At 44.1% G+C, this 20,327-nt stretch carries 20 protein-coding genes; 12 read left to right on the forward strand and 8 right to left on the reverse strand.

Going from position 1 to position 20,327, the window contains the following annotated elements; all coding sequences use genetic code 11:
* Positions 1-23 precede the first annotated feature (23 nt).
* Both BN3769_RS09260 and BN3769_RS09265 read right to left on the reverse strand, forming a co-directional pair.
* Entirely contained in the window at positions 24-506 is a 483-nt protein-coding gene (locus BN3769_RS09260; protein WP_228840665.1) for a YiiD C-terminal domain-containing protein, read from the reverse strand.
* A complete protein-coding gene (locus BN3769_RS09265) occupies positions 500-2,053 on the reverse strand; it encodes an efflux transporter outer membrane subunit (RefSeq protein WP_228840666.1) in 1,554 nt (517 codons plus the stop codon). Before BN3769_RS09265 ends, BN3769_RS09260 begins: the two co-directional genes overlap by 7 nt.
* 137 nt (positions 2,054-2,190) lie before the next feature.
* Between BN3769_RS09265 and BN3769_RS09270 the strand changes: the two genes are divergently transcribed.
* Both BN3769_RS09270 and BN3769_RS09275 read left to right on the forward strand, forming a co-directional pair.
* Entirely contained in the window at positions 2,191-5,400 is a 3,210-nt protein-coding gene (locus BN3769_RS09270; RefSeq protein WP_068469847.1) for an efflux RND transporter permease subunit, read from the forward strand.
* Complete coding sequence (locus BN3769_RS09275; RefSeq protein WP_068469849.1) at positions 5,400-6,575, forward strand: efflux RND transporter periplasmic adaptor subunit; 1,176 nt, start codon at positions 5,400-5,402, stop codon at positions 6,573-6,575. The genes BN3769_RS09270 and BN3769_RS09275 overlap by 1 nt, the downstream gene beginning before the upstream one ends.
* Before the next feature lie 478 nt (positions 6,576-7,053).
* Here the strand turns inward: BN3769_RS09275 and BN3769_RS09280 are convergent, their stop codons facing one another.
* Positions 7,054-7,407, reverse strand: coding sequence for a hypothetical protein (locus tag BN3769_RS09280; RefSeq protein ID WP_068469851.1), 354 nt, complete (start codon positions 7,405-7,407; stop codon positions 7,054-7,056).
* On the opposite strand from BN3769_RS09280, the gene BN3769_RS09285 reads away from it, so the two are divergent.
* The 4 genes from BN3769_RS09285 (at position 7,396) to BN3769_RS09300 (ending at position 11,105) form a co-directional block, all read left to right on the forward strand.
* Positions 7,396-7,635: a hypothetical protein gene (locus tag BN3769_RS09285; RefSeq protein ID WP_068469853.1), complete on the forward strand. Its 240-nt coding sequence runs from the start codon at positions 7,396-7,398 to the stop codon at positions 7,633-7,635. The two genes, BN3769_RS09280 and BN3769_RS09285, sit on opposite strands and share 12 nt — an antisense overlap.
* A 948-nt stretch (positions 7,636-8,583) precedes the next feature.
* On the forward strand, positions 8,584-9,570 hold the full coding sequence (locus BN3769_RS09290) for a CapA family protein (protein WP_068469855.1): 987 nt from the start codon (positions 8,584-8,586) through the stop codon (positions 9,568-9,570).
* A gap of 517 nt (positions 9,571-10,087) precedes the next feature.
* Positions 10,088-10,672, forward strand: a complete 585-nt coding sequence (locus tag BN3769_RS09295; protein ID WP_068469857.1) for a pilus assembly protein TadG-related protein — start codon at positions 10,088-10,090, stop codon at positions 10,670-10,672.
* On the forward strand, positions 10,638-11,105 hold the full coding sequence (locus tag BN3769_RS09300; RefSeq protein WP_154017872.1) for a hypothetical protein: 468 nt from the start codon (positions 10,638-10,640) through the stop codon (positions 11,103-11,105). Before BN3769_RS09295 ends, BN3769_RS09300 begins: the two co-directional genes overlap by 35 nt.
* A gap of 44 nt (positions 11,106-11,149) precedes the next feature.
* Here BN3769_RS09300 and BN3769_RS09305 read toward each other — a convergent pair whose 3' ends face one another.
* A complete protein-coding gene (locus BN3769_RS09305) occupies positions 11,150-11,956 on the reverse strand; it encodes a prepilin peptidase (protein WP_068469861.1) in 807 nt (268 codons plus the stop codon).
* 199 nt (positions 11,957-12,155) lie between these two features.
* Here BN3769_RS09305 and BN3769_RS14485 point away from each other — a divergent pair, with 199 nt between their 5' ends.
* Positions 12,156-13,040, forward strand: coding sequence for a phosphatase PAP2 family protein (locus tag BN3769_RS14485; RefSeq protein WP_079989499.1), 885 nt, complete (start codon positions 12,156-12,158; stop codon positions 13,038-13,040).
* A gap of 86 nt (positions 13,041-13,126) precedes the next feature.
* On the opposite strand, the gene BN3769_RS14760 is transcribed toward BN3769_RS14485, so the two are convergent.
* The gene (locus tag BN3769_RS14760; protein ID WP_154017873.1) at positions 13,127-13,987 is read right to left on the reverse strand and encodes an acyl-CoA thioester hydrolase/BAAT C-terminal domain-containing protein; all 861 of its coding nucleotides are present in this window, start codon (positions 13,985-13,987) and stop codon (positions 13,127-13,129) included.
* Positions 13,923-14,489: an acyl-CoA thioesterase/BAAT N-terminal domain-containing protein gene (locus tag BN3769_RS14765; RefSeq protein WP_195155568.1), complete on the reverse strand. Its 567-nt coding sequence runs from the start codon at positions 14,487-14,489 to the stop codon at positions 13,923-13,925. Before BN3769_RS14765 ends, BN3769_RS14760 begins: the two co-directional genes overlap by 65 nt.
* A 77-nt stretch (positions 14,490-14,566) precedes the next feature.
* Between BN3769_RS14765 and BN3769_RS09320 the strand changes: the two genes are divergently transcribed.
* Both BN3769_RS09320 and BN3769_RS09325 read left to right on the forward strand, forming a co-directional pair.
* A complete protein-coding gene (locus tag BN3769_RS09320; protein WP_068469864.1) occupies positions 14,567-15,136 on the forward strand; it encodes a GNAT family N-acetyltransferase in 570 nt (189 codons plus the stop codon).
* A 56-nt stretch (positions 15,137-15,192) separates the two neighbouring features.
* Positions 15,193-16,065 carry a nucleotidyltransferase domain-containing protein gene (locus tag BN3769_RS09325; RefSeq protein ID WP_068469866.1) on the forward strand — a complete coding sequence of 291 codons (873 nt, stop codon included), beginning with the start codon at positions 15,193-15,195 and terminating at the stop codon, positions 16,063-16,065.
* A 45-nt stretch (positions 16,066-16,110) separates the two neighbouring features.
* On the opposite strand, the gene BN3769_RS09330 is transcribed toward BN3769_RS09325, so the two are convergent.
* Together BN3769_RS09330 and BN3769_RS09335 are read right to left on the reverse strand one after the other, a co-directional pair.
* A complete protein-coding gene (locus BN3769_RS09330) occupies positions 16,111-17,088 on the reverse strand; it encodes a phosphotransferase family protein (protein WP_068469869.1) in 978 nt (325 codons plus the stop codon).
* Between the two features lie 50 nt (positions 17,089-17,138).
* Positions 17,139-18,002 carry a class I SAM-dependent methyltransferase gene (locus BN3769_RS09335; RefSeq protein WP_068469871.1) on the reverse strand — a complete coding sequence of 288 codons (864 nt, stop codon included), beginning with the start codon at positions 18,000-18,002 and terminating at the stop codon, positions 17,139-17,141.
* A 223-nt stretch (positions 18,003-18,225) separates the two neighbouring features.
* On the opposite strand from BN3769_RS09335, the gene BN3769_RS09340 reads away from it, so the two are divergent.
* The 3 genes from BN3769_RS09340 to BN3769_RS09350 all read left to right on the forward strand — a co-directional run bounded on the left by BN3769_RS09340 (position 18,226) and on the right by BN3769_RS09350 (position 20,251).
* Complete coding sequence (locus tag BN3769_RS09340) at positions 18,226-19,035, forward strand: hypothetical protein (protein ID WP_068469873.1); 810 nt, start codon at positions 18,226-18,228, stop codon at positions 19,033-19,035.
* Positions 19,036-19,115: 80 nt separating this feature from the next.
* The gene (locus tag BN3769_RS09345; protein WP_068469875.1) at positions 19,116-19,562 is read left to right on the forward strand and encodes a hypothetical protein; all 447 of its coding nucleotides are present in this window, start codon (positions 19,116-19,118) and stop codon (positions 19,560-19,562) included.
* An 11-nt stretch (positions 19,563-19,573) separates the two neighbouring features.
* Positions 19,574-20,251: a hypothetical protein gene (locus BN3769_RS09350; protein ID WP_068469877.1), complete on the forward strand. Its 678-nt coding sequence runs from the start codon at positions 19,574-19,576 to the stop codon at positions 20,249-20,251.
* The last annotated feature ends 76 nt before the right edge of the window (positions 20,252-20,327 follow it).

Below are 20,327 nucleotides of genomic sequence, written 5' to 3' on the forward strand. Positions count from 1 at the left end.
CGCTCCTTAAACATGTGAGCTGTCTAAATGCCTGGCTTAGTTTTAATGGCAGCAAATACTCCGCGATAGTCGACAGCCAATCGATCGCGGTGATAAATGGACGCTGCTAAATGGATACGCGCTCTTCCTTTCACTTTCAGGACTTTGAGAAAATGTTGCCACTCCTCTTCTGCCGGCATCAGGCAAACGGCTTGAAAATCCGCCTCAACAGGACCCAGATAATCGATCTCGCTTTTGGTAATGACAATCTGACAAGGCTCCGGACAGGCTTTTTTTAAATTGATATGGACTAAGCACCAGCCGGCCAAAGTCGCCACAGCATGTAAACTGCCTCCAAAAGCGGTTTTCTTGTGATTGATATTATTGGCCAGAGGAGCAGACAAAACAATTTTATCTAAAGACGCCTGCACGACATGGACTCCCATGGCGTGGGAAAGAGGAATATTTTCATAAAGATACGTTTCTAGTTGTTTTTCCATTTCATAGCCATTTGATAAGTTTACCACCCGCCGCCAAGCGCTCGGATCAATTGAATGGTCGCGACAAAGCGCAACCCTTGCAAGGCATTGAGATCGATCTGAAAATTAAGCAAGTCCCTTTCCGTATTGGCAACATCAATATAATAGATGACTCCCAATGTATAGCGGTCTAAATAAAGCGCATGCGTTTTTTGCGCCCATTTAACAGTTTCCTGGGCGATTTCTTCTTGCTTGGCATAAGACTCCAGATCGCCCAATGCATTTTCGACATCTTGGAAAGCCGTCAGCACTTGCTGCTGATAATTCCCGCTTGCCTCTTGGAAGCGCGCAATCTGCAGCTTAAAATTATAATAAGTCATTCCCCCATCAAAAACAATTTGATCAATCTCCGTACTATTCGACCAATAGCGGCTTATCCATTTTAAGAAATCTTTTAATACCGGACTTTCAAATCCCGTTGTGGCGGTCAACGTCAAAGAAGGGAAAAACAGAGAATAGGCAAGCTTGACCTGCTGATGCTCGGATAAGACATTATACTCGGCTTCGGCCACGTCGGGGCGCCGCAATAAGACCTCGGAGGGAATGCCGGCCGGAATGCAAGGAGGGCTTCCCTGAAGGGGCATGGATTCCAGGGAAAAGTCGGACGCAGGAACGCCAAGCAATATGGCGATTTCATTTTCCATTATCTTCCGCTGGCGGGCCGCCTCTTCATATTGGAGCCGCGCGGCATCCCATTCTTCTCCTGCTAAAGTGACATCCGCATAGGTCGTCATTTCTCCTTCATAGCGGTCTTTATTGATATTGAACGCCTTTTGACGGGTTTGAATGACTTTTGACAGCAGATCTAATTGCTTATCCAACGCCCGTATTTGATAATAGGCAATGGCAAGATTGGAAGTCAGGCTGAGCATGACGACTTCATAGTCTTTTTGCATCGCCCGCCAATCATAAACGGCCGAGCGATAGCGATCTCGGATTTTGCCCCATAAATCCACTTCATAGCGGAAATTAAACGGGAGTGAATAAAGCACTTCATGGATCCGGAAAAGATTGCTTCCCAAGGCTGTGCCAACTGTTCCAGCTGTTCCTGTGTTTGCCAGATTGGTAAGCGCAGGATTCCTAAATGTTTTATTCAGTTGAACTGTGTTTGTAAATAAGGGATTAACGGTAGCTTGAGGATAAAAGTCTGCCGCTGCAATGCCGACCAAAGCGCGGGCCTCTTGAATTCTTTCAAAAGCGATAAATAAATCCCTATTGTTTTCAATGGCTAAAGCTTCTAAGCCATCCAGCTTTTCATCATCGAAGACTTGCCACCAATAATCCAGATAAGCGAATTCTTGATTTTTTTGGGCTTCCTCCTCTTTGCACTGGCGATTTTGCTGGTTTTTCCACTCGCAGGGAATCTCGATGGAAGGAGGACGATAGGCTGGGCCGACCGAACAACTTGCCGTCAAGACGACACCGAATCCAAGTGCAAAATAGATTAAATAGGCGGCCATTCTTTTTAAGGAATGAATGGATGCTTTTCCCACAAGATCTGTATTCAAACGGTTTTGCCGATTTTTTTCTTTCATTCAATCCATCATCCCATAAGCAGGCAATTTTGCTTTTTCTTAGAACATATTTACAAATGATCAATCAATTAGATTCTATTTGCCAAATCCAATTTTAAAAAGTATATTGTGATTTTAAAATAAAATTTTTATTTGCCGTGTGGATTGTTGAACTTGCCCTTAGGCGCCCTTATACTTTTGTTGTCATTGCTCTGCTCATTGCAGTTTTGAGCTCTGTCTTTATGGTCGTCACGCCTAAAGATATTTTTCCGAATATTAATATTCCCATTGTCAGCGTCATCTGGTCCTATGCCGGCTTGCCGGCAGAAGAATTTGCCCAGCGGATTACCACATATAGCGAATATACGCTGTCCAATAATGTTAATGATATTGAAAGAATCGAATCCCAAACAGTCGATGGGGTCGGACTAGTACGCATGTACTTTCATCCGTATGCCGATATTCCAACGGCAATTGCCGAATCAACCGCCGCTTCACAGGCTATCTTAAGGCGCATGCCTCCCGGCATGCTTCCCCCGACAATTTTGCGCTATTACGTCAATACGGTTCCCATCATTCAAATGATCTTATCCGGCGAGACAATTACAGAATCGGAACTTTATGACTACGGAAACTGGCGCATACGGCAGTCGATTGCCACCATCCCAGGTGCGACACTGCCGACTCCTTACGGCGGAAAGGTCCGTCAATTAATGGTTGATGTCGACTCGCATGCCCTTCAAGCGCGCGGGCTATCGGCTCGAGATATCAATAGCGCGCTTCTCAGCCAAGTGTTGACGACCCCTTTAGGGGACGCCCGCATTGGCAATTATGACTACCGCGTCAACCTCAATAATACTCCGGTTGAGCCGGAATCCTTTAATGATATTCCTGTGGGGAAAGTGGACCAGTCAACCATTTTTCTGCGCGATGTCGCCTTTGCCCATGACGGATTTGCGCCTCAGACAAATGTTGTCCGTCAAAATGGAGCCAAATCCGTCCTCATGCAAGTGCTCAAAAATGGCGCTGCTTCTACACTAGACATTGTCAATCAGGTCTGGCAGCTTCTCCCGACTATCCAGGCAGCGGCACCCAAGGGGATGAACATCAACTTGATTTTCGACCAATCCGTCTTTGTCAAAAAAGCCATTCAAGGGGTTGTCATCGAAGGCGTGTTAGCGGCAGCTTTGACAGGATCCATGGTACTCATATTTTTGGGCAGTTGGCGCAGCACGTTAATTGTCTTGGTTTCCATTCCCCTATCAATTATGACCTCTATCATTTTCCTTAGCCTCATTGGAGAAACGCTCAATATTATGACGCTGGGGGGGCTAGCTCTTGCGATCGGGATTTTGGTCGATGACGCAACCGTTGCCATTGAGAACATCCACCGCAATGTCAGCTCCGGCAAGCCATTAGAGCAGGCCATATTGGATGGCTCCTATGAAGTGGCCATTCCCGCCTTTGTCTCTACCTTATCTATCTGCATCGTTTTTCTGCCGGTTGTTCTTCTCGTCGGACCCGCCAAGTTTTTATTCACGCCCTTTGCATTGGCAGTCGTTTTTGCCATTGCCGCCTCTTATTTTCTCTCGCGTACGCTCGTTCCCGTCATGATCAAGTTCATCTTGCCGCCTGAAATGTATATGTATACGGGTGGAGGGCCTAAAACAGCGCTAGACCGCTATCACGTCAGATTTTCAGAAAGATTCCACCGCTTTCGCCATCATTATGGAAACGCACTTCAATGGGCATTGGACAACCGCCCGATTGTTTTATTGGCCTTCGGATTGATTTTTGCCAGCGCCTTGCTTATTTCTCCCTTTATTGGAGAAGATTTTTTTCCTTCCATTGACGCCGGCCAGCTGCGTCTGCATGTCCGCGCGCCTTCGGGAACAAGAATAGAAGTGACCGAGCAGATTTTTCATGATGTGGAAGATGAAATTAAGAAAGTCATTTCGCCTGACGATATTGAAATGCTGATGGACAACATTGGAATGAATCCCGTCCCCTATACGCTTGCCTTCGGAGACAATGCAACGGTGGGGGGCTATGATGGCGAAATCCTCGTTTCCCTCAAGCGCGAAAGGCAATACTCTACCCAGGAATACATGGCCTTATTGCGCAGACATTTAAGTAATCGATTCCCCAACCTCCTGTTTTATTTCCAGCCGGCCGACATGGTCAACCAAATTTTAAACTTGGGATTGCCATCGCCTATCGATGTAAAAGTCGTCGGATATGATCAAGAGAACAACTTAAAGATTGCGCAAGAATTGGTTGAAAAAATCTCCCATATCCCGGGCGCTGCCGATGCGCACATTCATCAAGTCGTCGATTTTCCAGAATTGTTCCTAAATGTAGACCGCATGCAGCTAGCCAAAGCAGGCCTGACCCAGTCGAATGTCACCAATGATATTCTCATCAACTTCAGTGACAGCACAACAGTCACTCCCAATTTTTGGCTTGATAGGAAGTCCGGGGTCCCCTATCTGATTGCCGTACAAAATCCAAAATATCGCGTGAATACGGTAGAAGGCCTTTTGCACATCCCCATTTCCAGCCCTCTAACGCAGCAGTCCCAACTTCTTTGCGATCTTTGTCAACTCGAGCGCCGCTCGACAGTAGGCGTTGTCAACCACCTCAATATTCAGCCTGTCTATGATATTTATGCCAATGTGCAAGGGCGCGACCTCGGCGGAGTGGCTTCTGACATTCAGACGATCGTCAATAGCTATAAAGAGAAAATGAAGCCCGGCAATAGCATCATGGTCAGCGGCCTTGTGTCAAATATGCAAACGGCCTTTCAAAAGTTAGGGATCGGCTTTATTTTTGCCGTCATGTTGGTTTATTTCCTCATGGTCATTAACTTTCAATCCTGGCTGGATCCCTTTGTCATTATCATGGCCATTCCTGGAGCCTTTGCTGGAATCGTTTGGAGCCTGTTTCTAACGGGAACTACATTCAACATCCCTTCTTTGATGGGAGCGATTATGAGCGTAGGAGTGGTCACTGCCAATAGCATTTTATTGGTGACGTTTGCCAATTTCCAGCTTAAAGAAGGCAAGACGAGCATCCAAGCGATCCATGCAGCAGCTCTTACAAGGCTTAGGCCCATCTTAATGACAGCCCTGGCTATGATTGTTGGGATGATTCCCATGGCCCTGGCGATCGGAGAAGGAGGCGAACAGAATGCCCCCTTGGGGCGGGCAGTCATCGGCGGGCTGGCTGTTGCCACTTTGACGACTCTATTTTTTGTCCCGGTCATTTTTTCTCTCTTGCGCCATAAGGAAAACCCTTATTTGCATGCCAAGCCGCGTCCTTATCAACCACCGGAACATCAAACACTAGAAAATGAAGGAATAGACTAATGGAGCCAGTTCAACCTAAGCCAAAACGTTCGGGCCGCGGCTGGCTGCTCATCTTAGGAATTGCAGCGGGTCTTACCCTTTTATTCTTGCTTGGCTGGCTTCCGCGCCTATCTAATAAGAAAGTCATCGATGCCATTGCAGCCGAAGCCCCTCTTCCCAGAGTTTCTGTCCTAGTCATTAAACCCAACACAAAACCCATCGAACTCATCTTGCCTAGTTCGGCCCAAGCTTGGCATATTACCCCCATATGGGCAAGAGTGAATGGTTATTTGATCCGTTATTTGGTCGATATTGGAGATCCCGTCAGAGTAGGCGATTTATTGGCTGAAATCGATACCCCCGAAACCGATGAAGCAGTGGCGCAAGCGCAGGCGGACCTCCTCAATTCCATTGCTGTAAGGGACATCGCAAAGATTACGAACGACCGTTGGCAGCGATTGTGGAATAAAAATCGGGAAGCTGTTTCCAAACAAGAAGTCGATCAATACCAAGCCAACTATCAAGCGGCCGAAGCAACTGTCGTAGCGAATGAAAAAAATGTTTCGCGTTTGACTTATCAGCAGCAATTTAAATATATTTATGCACCATTTGACGGAGTCATCATTCAAAGGAACGTCGACATCGGCTCTTTAGTTTATGGCAATATCAATGGGACGCCGCAAGAGCTTTTTCAATTAGCGCAGACGCACACCATCCGCTTTTTTGTCGATGTTCCCCAAAATTATTTTAGGCAAATTAAAGAAGGCATTGAAGCAGAAATCACTGTTTCTGAGTTTCCGGGAAAGACCTTCAAAGGCATCGTTACCCGCTATGCCAAGGCCTTAGACCCTACGGCCCGCACTTTGTTGACGGAAGTGGATGTCGATAATCCGGACGGCATTCTTTATGCCGGTTTGTTTGGCCGCGTGAAGTTTTTTTTAAAACCCGATACAATTAACTTCATCATTCCCACCACTGCGATTATCATTCGCGCTGGATTTCCAAACATGGCCGTCGTCGATGAAAACAATATTGTCCACCTCAGACAAGTGCAAATCGGACGCGATTACGGCAAGCAGATGGAGATTACGTCGGGTTTGCAGGAAAATGACCGCATTATCACGATTCCGTCCGATCGGATTTTTGATGGAGTAAAAGTAGAGATTATATCGGAAAATCATGCGCAAACAAACTGATTGGCCGGCAAAGCCTATCCTTAATTCTTCACAGTCCGAATGGATAAATATCGGATATGCCTAGCGAAGTAAAGGACGGGATTAAAGGCGTGACGGCTTTGGTCGTATCAAACCAGCTATACTCATCAAATTGCCGCAATCGATGAAAAAGAAAGAGCTTCCCGCTTCAATTGAGTGACACGTTCTTTCTCCAGGTGCGACGAAAGGGAGCCTCCCATTGGCAATTCTAATCATTTCATACTTAAAATAAATAGAATATCTAAAATAAACAACGTCAGTCCGACCTTTTAAGACTTATTTATCAAGCAGAGCAAGCGGATGCTGGACTCGCACGAATAAGACTTTAAAGTCGAACTGACGTTAATTATTATTATGTTATTATTATATTTTTTACTAATTATTCAAGGCAGATTTAGGCTATACACATAATCAAGGAAGAGTGGGATTATAGGTATAATCAAATGTAAATTGCTGCCCCCTAATTCCGGAAGCCCCCGGCTACGTTATAAAAAGCCGTATGTGGCTTATCAGTCTCAGTAATAATCAAAGTCCCAAACTGGCTCAGGGTTCCCCGGCTAATTTCATCAACAAAAAAAGTAGCCGTATAAACTTCTACTGGAGCTGGGGACGGAATAACAATATCTTCTGTTAAAGTCGTCGGTATCAAAGGAATTGGCGTGGTCGTGACAATATCCCCTGTAGGCATAGTTACAAAACCAATGACTGTTCCTGTAAGCGCCGGAAGGCCAAGATCGGTTGTCACTACAGTAAAAGAAAAATTAAGGGAAGCCGGTCCCACAGGATCTTGGAGAATCGCACCTTGAGGCCCCATTGGCCCTGGGAGTCCGGCAAGACCTACTGGACCTATCAGACCCGAATTGCCCGAAGCGCTCGATGGCCCTTGGAGGCCCTCTTTCCCCATCTCGTCCATGATGCCCATGTCCTTTTGTTGCAGCCCCCCACCCCTAAAGCTGCGACAGCAATTCCTCCAATCAAATATTCTTGCGTTCTACTCAGGCAACCCGATGCGCAAGGATCGCAATTATCTGAGCAGGAATAATCATTTAAATAGTTTTGAGCGGTTAAATAGGAATTAAAGAGATTCCCATTTACCACAAAAAAGATAGAATAATTCATAAGGAAAATCTTATCTTTTCCAGTCGTTTATATAATTTATTAAGCCTGCTTTTTAGCCTCTGTCATTAAATTAACAGCAATGCCACAATCCACTAATGAAGGCTAGGGAAGGAACTTAACTGTCTGCAGGAATTTAGCGACTTCCAGGCAGCAGAAATTAACCGAAATCCTCTCTTTATTTGCGAGCATAGGCTTTCGATTTTCCATCTAGAACTAGTTAACCTACCTCCAGACAGCTTAATGTCCTTTAATGAATAACTGAATGGCAACTCACTTATCCGCTTATTACAGATTATGTTTGTTAAATTCTTATTATTTTTATCATTTGACAAACATTTTTATTTATCAGCCATTCTTATGTCATCATTCAATGTATAATGAAGAGTAGAAACAAACAGTACTCGGAAGAAAGAAATTCTTTATTAAGATTTCTAATCAAGTTAGAGATATTTAAGGCTTACATTATCGCCTTCCTTAATGTAGCCTTTTAACAAGTTGCTGCAAACCTCCTTTAATTTAACGTGTAATTAAATTCGAATTAGCCATTTCCCCCTATTTTTGTCAAAATTATTTTTTAAAACAAAAACCCATAAACCAAAACTCTGACATTTAACAACTTATATATTCAAAATTTACAACTTGGACGCCATCCTGCAAATTAACATGCGGAGACTGGGCAGTGGCAAATAAAATTTACCAATCATATTCGTTCTATACCTGTCAGATATTTTCTTATAAAAACAAGTCAAGCCTATCTTTAAGGCAGTACTCTCTCTTCTTTTTATTTGCCAATCAGCTTTAAAAGCGATATGAAGAAGGAGGTGTTAGATGTGCCATTCAAAGACAAAAATAAGGATGAGGAGTAAGAACAATGAAAATCGCGTTCATGGGAGATGTCATGCTAGGGCGTCTAGTAAATAAAATGCTCCAACAAGCCTCCCCAGCCTATCCTTGGGGAAATTGCCTGCCCATTTTGCAAAGCGCAGATTTGCGCATCTGCAACTTAGAATGTGTGCTTTCCAATATAGGCCGTCCTTGGTCTGCCACACCCAAAATGTTTCATTTCCGTTCGGATGAAAAGAACGTCCTTTCCCTGCAAACCGCCGGCATTCATTTGGTTTCTTTGGCCAACAACCATGTTTTGGACTACGAAGAAGATGCCCTATTGCGCATGCTCGATGTCCTCGATGCACATGATATTTTGCATGCCGGTGCGGGTAGAAATGCAGCAGAGGCTTCACGGCCTGCCATTTGCCATATAAAAGGCCAGAAAATTGGTTTGATTGCTTTTACGGATAATGAACCGGACTGGGAAGCGCAAGAGAATAAACCAGGAGTCTTTTATGTGCCTACCGATAGACAGGATAGAAGGGCGCAAGACCTTTTTAGACAGATTAAAAATATGCGGCAAGAAGTCGATTTCTTAATTATTTCGGCACACTGGGGAGCTAATTGGGGATATGAACCTCCTAAAGACCATTCCTTTTTTGCCCACGCTTTGATTGAAGCCGGAGCCGATTTGGTTTTTGGCCATTCAGCGCACATATTCCGAGGCGTTGAAAGTTATAACAACCGGTTTATTCTCTATTCGGTAGGAGATTTTATCGATGATTATGCCGTAGATGAAGTAGAAAAAAATGACGAATCCTTTATTTTTATTTTGGAAAAAGAACCCGAACAAAAAAGTAAACTGCTGCTTTATCCAACCTTTATTCAGCATTTCCAAACCAATTTAGCTGTTTCTTCTCAACGAGAGGAAATTTTAGCGAAAATGCAAGAATTATGCGAAAAATTGGGATCTTCCCTTCATCAAGTAAACAATCAAGCTTTTTTAGAGACTATCCCCAATCTGAAATAGGGTGCTTTGTAATGAATTTAGTTATAAATGTGTAAAAATTTTTCCGCGATTCTAAAGTGTTGTACAAGGAGTTGAGATCCTAGACAGCCTCTTAAAGAATTTTTTAAAAACTGCTAGATTCAAGTTTTAAAAAACCTTTTTAGATTAAAAAAATTACCCTTCTATTAATAAATAAAATATAAATAGAATTAATTAAAATATCTAAGTATTCATTAAATAAAATCAAGGGTGCCACCATGGTGGAGTATGTGCTAATTGCCGGTTTGATCTCTATTGCCAAAACCATTTAATTACTTTTAGTACAATCCCCACTAATGTCAATGTCACCGTCACAGCCTCTTCTTCTTCTCAGAAGTTTGGCGATACACTCACGGTTGTCGTAAGATATACCTATACAGATCTCGTCCTGCACAACCTGATTAATCATGGCAAGCAATACACACTGACTGCTACAAGCGTCATGACTTATGAATAAAGGTTTAAGAATAAGCCTGTCTAACTAGGAAGAAAGCCCTTCATGAAAAAGGCCAGGAACTTGCTTACCCCACTAAAGGACAAGAAAGGACAAGCACTGATTATGTTTGCCACAATGGTGGCTGTTTTACTGGCTTTGGGGGCTTTAAGCATTGATGTTGGACATGTCTTCGTCGTTCGCAATCAACTTCAAAATGCGGCTGATGCAGCGGTTCTTTCCGGTGCCGGATACTTGTATCCTTCCGCTTCAGGCGGCGGGCCAAATTGGAGCTTAGCCAGCAGCAAAGCAACAAGTGCGATTACGCTCAATCAAGTCGATGGCATAGCTCTTACCAATGGCACAGTGACGACTGGTTATTGGAATTCGACAGGATCCAACTCAACTCTTTCGCCGACAACAAGCACTCCTACCAACAATGATGCTCCCGCTGTAAAAGTCACTATTTCTAAATCCTCTGGAAATAATGGAGGCCCTATCAAATTATTTCTAGGGCCCATTTTTTGGAATCCGAACAGTCAATGTCAGCGCCTCGGCAGTGGCAGTCATCGGTTCGCCACGCACGGTCGAAGCCAATACTCTTTTTCCCGCCGCCATGGCACAGAACGTCTACGATGCGTATTGGGATAAGGCCAATAACAAGCCCATGATCGATCCAAAGATGGGACAGCCTTATGTTTTCCAAATTTCAGCCGGATCTCAAGGCGGATGGTCGACGTTTAACCTTGCCACCAATGACAGCCCGACCCTTATTAGCCTTATCACTAACGGCAATCCGAAATCGTTGAGCATTGGTGATAATGTGTGGATGGCTCCTGGAGTTAAAACGGATGTCTACAGTTATGTGCCCACAAACAAAGATGCCATGGTCGCTGTGACGGCAGCATCAGATCCGGGCACCTTTCAGCCCATCGTCGCTTTTGCCCCTCTTCACATCGATTATGCGGCTGGCGGCTCTGGAAAATATATTCAGGTGCATTTTATCAATAACTTCCGATTTGTCCGCAGCGATCCGGGAGGGCCTTATTATGGCGCCTACACCGCTGCCCGGTTAGCTCAATAAACCATCTATAAGAAGCTGTCCATAATAGTCTAACGATCAATAGATCAAACGAATCCAGCCAGCATAAGATAAAGAACAATAAAGGTAACGACGGAAGCATAGCAGCCGTAGGCGATTTCTTTATAGAGATAGCCTGCATGAAGAGTGCGATTGGAATAAATGAATTGGGCCAGGCTTCCCACAAGCATGGCAAAAACCGAAATCCCAATGATAATAAAAAGCCATTTAACTCCCACGCATGCTCCAATCCCCGCGTTGAGTTTGAAATCGCCCGGATACATGCCGTCCCGATGACGGAAAAAGCGATAAATTTCATTGCATAGCCAAAAAACTCCATATCCTGCTACAGCGCCAATAATCGACTGGCGCGGAGTGAGAAAAACCGGATATAAGGATCCAATCAATCCAATCCATACGAATGTCAACGTAAACTGATCGGGCAAAATGCCGTGATCGAGGTCTGTAATGAAGCAACACATCAATACACAGCTGATCAATAAAACAAATAGAACAAAAGGACTAAAAGAGAAGAAAAGCACCGTTAGGCCAAAAAGCAGCGCCACCGCCAATTCAAGCGGAAAGGACTTTTTTCCAATTAATTTCTGGCAATGAGGGCACCTTCCCTTTGATAGCACATATCCCAAAATGGGGATATTGTATGCGCCTTCAATGGAATGTTGACAGTTTGGACAAACAGGAGTAGAAAAAAACCATCTAAAAATATCTCTCGGCTCTCTCCCCTCTTCATACCCTTCCAAAATAATCAGAGGAAGATAGTGAACGACAAATCCCAAAAATTTTCCGACAAAGGCTCCTATCAAAGCAGCCAGTAGCGCATTTACAATAATCATAAATAGGCTTCTATATGGGTAATGATTTATTTAATGCTACATATATAGAAAGGATTTAAATAACCTCAACAATTTCAAATAATTATTTTCATTTGATAAATAATTCCAGAAAGAACGTTTGAGTTAAATTCTTTGCATATTGGAAAATCTTCTTTCGATAGATTTAACTTCTATACATTTAAGGAATAAGCGAGAAAATATGCTTCATGCGATTGAATTGGAATTCATCCATTTTATTCATCAGTTTAGACAAGCTTGGTCCGATCAATTGTTTAAGTGGCTGAACGTCTTCGACCGTCCAGAATTTTTCTTCTTCCTCATTCCCATTCTTTGGTTGGGACAAGGCTGGAGAACAGGGCTTCGCCTCTTTTATATTTTGCTTCTTAGTAGCCTCTTCAATCAAACCTTAAAAGAATTTTTCCAATCCCCGCGCCCTTTCCATCTTGATCCGCATGTCGGCATTATTCAAGTCGGCGGGTTTGGCTTTCCAAGCGGAGCCGCTCAGACCGTCATGCTTCTATCCGGAATTTTGTTAAATACAGCGAAAAGCAACTGGAAATGGCTGATTGCCGCAACCTATATCATCCTTGTCTCCTTTTCGCGCGTGTATTTAGGCGTGCACTTTCCCAGTGATATTTTGGCAGGCTGGCTAGTTGGAGTAGGCTTGTGGGCAGCTTACACTTATTTGGGTCCTCTTATTGAAAGGCAACTTGAAGTCCTTCAGCCCATTTCTCTGCTTCTATTAAGCCAAACCGCTCCCATCGTCCTTTTTATCCTGCATCCTTCCCTTTCTTCCTTTCACATTTGCAGTGTCGCAATGGGCCTTGGCCTTGGCGCATGGATAGCCTATTCTCGCCAACTTTTTTTATCGCCTCCTGCAAGCGCTAAAGAATATACTTTAAGAGCAGTGATTGGAGTAGCAAGCACGTTCGCTTGTGAGGCAGCCATATCCTTATCGTTCCCCTCACAGCCCGTGACGGCTTTATTATTCCGCTTTTTCTTGCTAGGTTTTTGGGTTTCTCTGGTAAATCCTATTTTTTGCCTGAAGCTTCTTCCCTCACGCTTCTTCGTAAAATCAAGATGAGTCGGTGCTTGAGAGCCTGAATGTCAATAATTTGATAAACTCCATAAGATTGCCCACGCAAAGCATTTACATAAGTCAACTTCGGCTCATAAATGTGCATGAAAAAAATGAATGATTTTCACCCAAGAATCGCGGCTTGCCAAGTCATCTTGCTCAGGTGTTCCTCCCATCGCAAACCAAAGCTTGCCATGCGGATGATAATAGACGGATTCTGACGGTAAAAAAGGAAGACTGATTTGGTGGCCGGCCAATGGATAACTTAAATGAACGCGTTCAATGGCGGAACCTTTCTCATCCAAGCGTTGCATGACTTTCCCGGCAAAAATAGAAGAAGGCCACATCTGATCATCTCCCCCGGAAATGAGCATTAGAGCCGCTTCGATATTCTCGACCGGAATTTCAGCTGCTTGATAGGCATCCGGATAATCATGCATACTTTTTAAAAAATCAGGAGTCGTTACAATCGGATCCTCTGGAACTAATCCTTGCCCGTGGCTTAGCTCTATTTTTGGTATAGGCGCCGTTATTCCAACAGGCTTGCCTTCATAAATCCATGCATGACTTGGTCTATTTCCTAATCCGCCTCCAAATATCACTGCGCTCGGAACAGTGGCGACAATGGCCTGAATCCTATCGGAAAATAAGCTACCCAAAAGAAGGGCTAGCTCAGCGCCTCTTGAAATTCCATAGATCCCTACTCGATCTCCTTGCACATCGCTTCTCTGTTTAAGCCAATTCAAAGCCTTTTCAAAAAAGGCAAGATCGATATTTTCTAGTTTGTTCGGCAAGCCCGGCGCTCCAAAATAACCAAGGGCAAGAACGGCAAATCCATGCGAAGCGAGTAACTGGGCGCGATTTTCCCCTAAACCGCCATTCGATCCGCTAAGAGTAATAATGACCGGAAGCGGATCTTGAGAAGGGGGAAGAAAGAAAGAAAGAGGCCACAAGCCCCTCCTCTCTTACCTCAATTTTTTGGACAGCGGGTAATTTGCGCAGACGCTTAATGCTTTGCTGAGCCGTTATTTGGCCATTTACCCATACCTTTAAATCAACGTCCCAATCGCCTTTCATCTTAAAAGAATCAAAAGGACTAGAGACAGGCTTCATGGACCAAAAGAGTCCCATGGAATCAGCATGGACATAGGTTCCAGCAATCGGCTCTGCCTTACTCAAAGAAATGACTCCCTTTTCATTTGCTTCAAACAACGCCCATGAAAGCCACTTCTCTCCTTTATTATCCACTGTTTCCGCTTGTATTTCAGCGATTTGAAAAGGAGCTAATCCCCTTACTTCTATCCATACCGGTTCATCGGCCAAAGACACAGGGGAAGAGATCATCAGCTGTGTGCAGGCATGAGGGAGGCGAGTGTCTGAAGAATGGACAAATAGACTAACGCCTAGCAGACAGGGCAAAAGGGCACAAACATAACGACAAAGTGAATGAATCATAAGATTAGCCTTAATAGACATGACAAAAAGAAATCGGTATAATAAATATCTGTTATTTTAAAAAGAAGGGATGCGAAATGTCGGAAACAAAACTGGAGTCCATTCTCACCTTTGCATACATGATGGAAAACCAAAAGCCTTTATTGATCAAGTGGCTGGCGCAAGACCACATTCGGGAATGGCTACATGGAAAAGGACTGCAAAATACCTTAAATGACTTAGATCAATTCTTCGCCGGCTCTTCCCTTTGCAAGCACTGGATTGCTTACAGCAATGGCATTCCTTTTGGTTATCTCATCACTTCGGAAGTTCAGAAGGACTCGGCTGAGGATGCCGATCTTGCACAATGGTGCCAAGAAGAGGGGCGTGCCATTACTTTAGACCTCTTTATTTGCGATAAGCGATTTCTAGGAAAAAAGCTTGCTGTTCCCATGATCCAATCCTTTCTATTGAATCACTTCTCAGGCGTGGCTGAAGTTCTTATCGATCCGGAAGCGACAAATGCGCGGGCCATCCATGTCTATGAAAAAGCGGGATTCAAAATAATCGGCGAGTTCACTGCAGCCTGGCATCCCGTACGCCATTATAAAATGCGCTTAAGCATGAAAGAGTTAGCTCTAAAAAGTCTTGAATTGTTTAAGGTTTAGTGTTTTACCATATTTTTCATAACGATTCATCCAATGCTTAATGGAGTAATGAAGAGATGAACTGCCTCCCCCAAAATAAACAACTGCTTGTCTCGCAAATGCTCGCTTCTTTAGCTGATATTGAAGGTATCGAAGCAATTGCATTGGGCGGATCATACGCCCGCGGAGTTGCAACAGACGCTTCGGACATTGATTTGGGAATTTATTATTCAGAGGCATCACCGCCTTCGATCGATCAGATCCGCAACCTTGCCCGGACATTTGATTCTACACCTCACTTGATTGTCACCAATTTTTACGAATGGGGACAGTGGGTGAATGGAGGCGCTTGGCTAAATACCTCCTGCGGAGAAGTGGATTGGCTATACCGTAATCTAGATCAAGTCGAAAAGGTGATAGAAGAAGCCATGCAAGGAAAATTTGCTTGGGATTTTAGGCAGCAGCCTCCCCATGGGTTCTTCAGCGTGTCATATTTGGCCGATTTGCGCCAGAATATTATTTTATACGATCCTAAAGGCAAATTAGCGTGGGCTAAGCAAGCCATTCAAGCCTATCCGCAGCCATTGAAAAAAGCCCTTGTGCAAGGGCATTTATGGAGCATTGAGTTTACCTCTTTCAATGCAAAAAAATTCTTAAAGCGCAATTGTCTCTATGGAACGGTGGGTTGCATCAATCGGATGATTGCAGAATTGACGCAAGTACTATTCGCTTTGAATGAGATCTACTTTGCTACCGACAAAGACATTTTAAGTCTAATCGATACTTTTGCTATAAAGCCAAGGGACTATTCCCAACGCATTCATTCCATCCTCTGTTGCCCTGGGAAAGATCAGGCCTTGGCAGTTTCGTTGAAACAGCTGCAAGAGATCATTCAAGAAACAATGGCGCTTGCCCATCCGCTTTATACTTCCAAATATGCCATAGAATAAATGCGCAAAGAAGTGGAGGCAAGAACTTGAATATGGGCTCATAGCCTAATTAACGTCATGTCCTAGAAAAAGATGGTCAAGACAGTCCCAGTGCCTCATTGTCATTTCAAAGCTAGTCCTTAGTTCTCTAAATAGCTTGGGATGCCCGGGCGGGCTATCCATCATGGTCAGCATATTGACAAAATCGGTGATCAGGGCTAAGCGAAGCCAGTCATTGGGAAGCACTCCGCCATTTTGCGTATACCCTTCCTTCAACGCTTGCAAGTCCAAGGGAAACTGATGGCGATGGCGCAAGAGAATGGCAAAATCCAAGATCCCTATTCCGGCATGCGCAAATTCCCAGTCCAGCACAATGATTTTGCCATTTGCCCCATAGAATAAATTGACCGGCTTGAAATCCGCATGCGTCAAACAGCTATTGCCACGGACGATGGGGAAACTCGATTGGTTATGCCGCATAAAGGAAAGGATGTCATCGCTCAATTTTTCCCCTAGCTGCTCTCTTGCCTGGCCTGCATAGGACAGCACGCGGACGGATTCTTCAAAATAAGGAGAAGAGCCCTCTTCAAATATATGCCCGATCTTCAATTCTTCTTCAAAAAATCCGGCTTGCGGGAAGCGAAAGGAATGAATGCATGCCAAGGCTTTGCCTAATTCATAAGAGAGAGGAGCTTTAAACTCCTTATTTACTCTGTAAAGAGGAATGCCATCCACAAACGTAAAAATCGCATAAGCCCATGGATGATGATTGGCATCTGCATAAATGAGCTTGGCAGTCGGCACAGTCTTTTCAACTAATGCATGCAAGGCTTGTTCCATTTTGCAAAGCTCACGCTCTCTCGCATAAAGCCTTAAAACAAATGCCTGCTCATTCATTACAAACTTGTAATGGGTATTCTGCGCGCCTCCGTTTAACAGCTCCCAGCGTTCAAAATGAGACCCGGCAGGAAAAGCCTTTGAAGCTAATGAAGCCAGCTCGCTGGCTTCTAATAAGATAGGTTGGATGCTCCGCTCAATTTCCATGATAAACGCCGGCAAGATCCCACAGTTTATAGATTGCAAGTTGGATATTTTTATTGTTTAATGGCTTCGATTTCAATGCGTCCATACCGCATTTCAATTACGCCTTCGGCATTCATGGCTTCAGGAAGCAAGCGTAGGTATTCTTCGATCATCCCATTATAAAATTCTCTGGCCATTTCAGGCGGAACGGCAGGCGTGAAAGTTCCCAATAGGAAGCTTAACAGCTCTTCGCGGTCAATAAAAGAATCTTGCGTTGAAACTTTTTCTATTCGCTGCGGCAAAAAATTCGCTCCTTTGAGCAAATCTGCATACTCTTCAACCGTTAGAAATTTTCTAGGAGGGATTGATTGCCAATAGGCGGCCCATTTGGGGGAAGACTGCATAATTTTCCGTGCCTGCTTCCAGGCTGGATTGTCAATGGCAGGAATCATGATTAAAACTTTTCCGCCTGGTTTTAACAAGCCGGACATACTCTTAAAGGCGTGGGATTGATCAGCACAATGCTGCAGAGCGCAATTAGAGATGATTAAGTCAAAGGATTCGGCAAGGTTTGGCTCTAAAAATCCCCCTTCTTGGAAGGATAGGTTTGGATATTCTAAAGAGCCATACTGCTTATGCGCCCAATCGAGCATGGGCAAGGACGGATCGATGCCTAGAATTTGGCCTTGAGGAATAAACTTGGAGACATCTGCTGTGATTTTGCCATCGCCGCATCCAATATCCAAAATGGACTCATCCCCCCTTAGCTGGCGCAAATGGGGAGCTAAAAACGCCATGGCCCATCTTCGCTGCATTTCAGAGTGATGGACATAGGAGCGGACAAGCCGGGCATCCCAATACGTGTCATCGGCTGAAAGAGAGGCTGACGTGCAAAAATGGCAGATAGACAGAGCGAATAGAACCTTTTTAAGCATAAAACTTCCTCAATGATTGAATGCAAGAAGAGCTTTTATCACAAATAATACCATTTCCTAGAAATAAAAGTTATTTAGCAAATATATACCGAAATAAGTTCAAAAATTGAATTTGAAAATAAACGTTAAATTCGCATACTGAATAGTTCAAAATCAATAAGACTTACCTTTTCCATACAAAAGTTTATCTAAATTATTAATAAATAAATTTCAAGAGAATGCCATGCGCCTATTCCCTTTCCTGTTGCTTGCGTCCATTCCTTTTTTGGGATTCTGTGAAGAAGAAATTCCCCCTTCCCAGTCTTCACTTCCCGGCCAACTGTTATACCAAGGAAAGCCCATTCCTGATGCCATTTTAGAAGATTTCTTTGGCTTTGCTGTCGCTGGATTTGGCGAACCAAGCCTAGAGCTGGATATTCCGGCAAGCTTAGCTGAATACGAGGAAAAGCTGAGTGCGCCGGCTGATAGCGAAGAAGAGATCGATTCAACAGACGCTTACCGTCCACCAAAAACTGTCTTTGAATGGGAATATATCGGCTCCATCCACAACGATTTCCATGTTGTCAGAGCCTATACATGGGAAACAGGCTGCTTGGGCAAATTTACAGGCCTGCTGATCCTTAAACGGGAAGGCGATACGCTTAAAATTGCCGATACCATTTATGGCGGCGACCGGCATTCAAGCATGATTTTTGAAGGGGACGCAATCATACGGGAGAATATGATCTTGTATCATCAGGCTGCTACAAGCGGCAACGTGGTCGACAAAGCAATGGAGCTATATCCCGAAATCGAAGAGGTCTATCTAACAAGCTCGAGTAAAAAAATGTGCTATGGAGAAGCCGGTTATTATGGATCTTTTGAAAAAGCGGCTGAGATCAGTCCGGATGGCAAAGTGGTGAGCATCGATATACTCCAATTTTCCCCTTGCGAGGGAAGCGAGCACGAAGAGAAATTGTATGAAGAAGGCGGCTTAAAAGCATTGGCGTTAGATCTTCTTGTCGATGAAGACGAAAAAGCCATTATTGAGTAAGCGGATGCCGCTCTAATTTCCTTTCACTTGAAAAGAATAGATCTGGCACAATGTCTTCTCTTTGATTTAAAGGACCTTACATGGAAACAGAAATCAGCCAAATCCGCTCCAAAAAAGTGCAGCATTTTTGGGATCACAGCCAAATTTTTTTAGCTGCTTATCTTGCAGGCCCTATTGGGGGGTGCTATTTCTTGGGCAGGAACTATATGCAGTCCGGCCAGCCGGCTTATGCTAGACTATGCTATGCCGCAGGCCTCCTAGGGCTTATGGGAATTTTAACGATTCTGGCTTTTATTCCAACATACGCCTTAGAGCATATCCCAAAGTCGATCATTCCGATTAGTTATTCGGCTATTATTGCCGGCTTTGCTTACGGCTATCAAAAGAATTTGATCGAAGAACAAGTGAAAGAAGGCAATAAGCGCTTCTCCTATTGGTGGTGCCTTTTGATCATTCTCTCTTTGCTGATTGTTCAAATTCCCCTGATTTTCCTCTATACCATCTTCTTATCCTCTATTTCGTCATAACAGGAGCGGGCATGTTCGCAAAAGATCCAGATAAAATCCTCATTATTGCAGCTATCCTGCTCATCCTGAGCGGCTATTTTTTCAAAGATCGGATCGTCGAGGAAGCCCATCTTTTCAAGGAAGCGGAAGGCTTTTCTCAAAAACTGCTAACCACTTATTTTTATCCCCTGTCGCAGCAAGAGAGACTCGCTGTCTTTCAAGACTCCCTGAAAAAAATGGAAGCCATGCAAGAAAGGGCCTCAAACTCCCTCTTAGTGAAGTATTTTTTTGATTTCCGCGAGCTTATCCAAGAGCAGCAAGAAGATATCCAAGAGCTAGAAAGACAAGAACCCCATGAAGGCTTTGTTTCCTTTTTGACATCCAATCTGGCTAATGTGATTGCAAATCGGCATTTTTCTAATGAACAGCTTCTTCAGCTTGGGCATTTGATCGATGAAGAGCTTCCGGAATCAAATCAAGCCGTCTACCTCCTCAATCGGGAAGAGAATCATCAACTGCTTTTAGAGATCATGCTCCACCAACCGCTCGATTCCATGGATCAGAAGCGTTTCCAGGCACTTGCCGACCGCGCGTCGGTAAGCATCTTCAATGGAGAGCCCGTTAATCTTCTTGTTGGTTCGTTCGCTGACAAAGAAGACATCCTGGAATTCAAGAGCCAAGAAAGCGATCAAGTCGCCAATGAAGCGTGAGAATTTTCCACGCTTTTTTCGGCTTAGCTTTGCACCTAATAGCCAGCAAATGGCTGAAAGTTTTCCCTCTCCTTAA

Origin of the sequence: Candidatus Protochlamydia phocaeensis (assembly GCF_001545115.1) — a bacterium.
GTDB lineage: Bacteria > Chlamydiota > Chlamydiia > Chlamydiales > Parachlamydiaceae > Protochlamydia_A > Protochlamydia_A phocaeensis.

Coding starts and splice junctions, on each gene's coding strand:
- BN3769_RS09265 (WP_228840666.1), bottom strand. CDS start 2,053: ATGAAAGAAAAAAATCGGCAAAACCGTTTGAATACAGATCTTGTGGGA.
- BN3769_RS09275 (WP_068469849.1), top strand. CDS start 5,400: ATGGAGCCAGTTCAACCTAAGCCAAAACGTTCGGGCCGCGGCTGGCTG.
- BN3769_RS09280 (WP_068469851.1), bottom strand. CDS start 7,407: ATGGGGCCTCAAGGTGCGATTCTCCAAGATCCTGTGGGACCGGCTTCC.
- BN3769_RS09290 (WP_068469855.1), top strand. CDS start 8,584: ATGAAAATCGCGTTCATGGGAGATGTCATGCTAGGGCGTCTAGTAAAT.
- BN3769_RS09295 (WP_068469857.1), top strand. CDS start 10,088: ATGAAAAAGGCCAGGAACTTGCTTACCCCACTAAAGGACAAGAAAGGA.
- BN3769_RS09300 (WP_154017872.1), top strand. CDS start 10,638: ATGGCACAGAACGTCTACGATGCGTATTGGGATAAGGCCAATAACAAG.
- BN3769_RS09305 (WP_068469861.1), bottom strand. CDS start 11,956: ATGATTATTGTAAATGCGCTACTGGCTGCTTTGATAGGAGCCTTTGTC.
- BN3769_RS14485 (WP_079989499.1), top strand. CDS start 12,156: ATGCTTCATGCGATTGAATTGGAATTCATCCATTTTATTCATCAGTTT.
- BN3769_RS14765 (WP_195155568.1), bottom strand. CDS start 14,489: ATGATTCATTCACTTTGTCGTTATGTTTGTGCCCTTTTGCCCTGTCTG.
- BN3769_RS09320 (WP_068469864.1), top strand. CDS start 14,567: ATGTCGGAAACAAAACTGGAGTCCATTCTCACCTTTGCATACATGATG.
- BN3769_RS09325 (WP_068469866.1), top strand. CDS start 15,193: ATGAACTGCCTCCCCCAAAATAAACAACTGCTTGTCTCGCAAATGCTC.
- BN3769_RS09330 (WP_068469869.1), bottom strand. CDS start 17,088: ATGGAAATTGAGCGGAGCATCCAACCTATCTTATTAGAAGCCAGCGAG.
- BN3769_RS09335 (WP_068469871.1), bottom strand. CDS start 18,002: ATGCTTAAAAAGGTTCTATTCGCTCTGTCTATCTGCCATTTTTGCACG.
- BN3769_RS09340 (WP_068469873.1), top strand. CDS start 18,226: ATGCGCCTATTCCCTTTCCTGTTGCTTGCGTCCATTCCTTTTTTGGGA.
- BN3769_RS09345 (WP_068469875.1), top strand. CDS start 19,116: ATGGAAACAGAAATCAGCCAAATCCGCTCCAAAAAAGTGCAGCATTTT.
- BN3769_RS09350 (WP_068469877.1), top strand. CDS start 19,574: ATGTTCGCAAAAGATCCAGATAAAATCCTCATTATTGCAGCTATCCTG.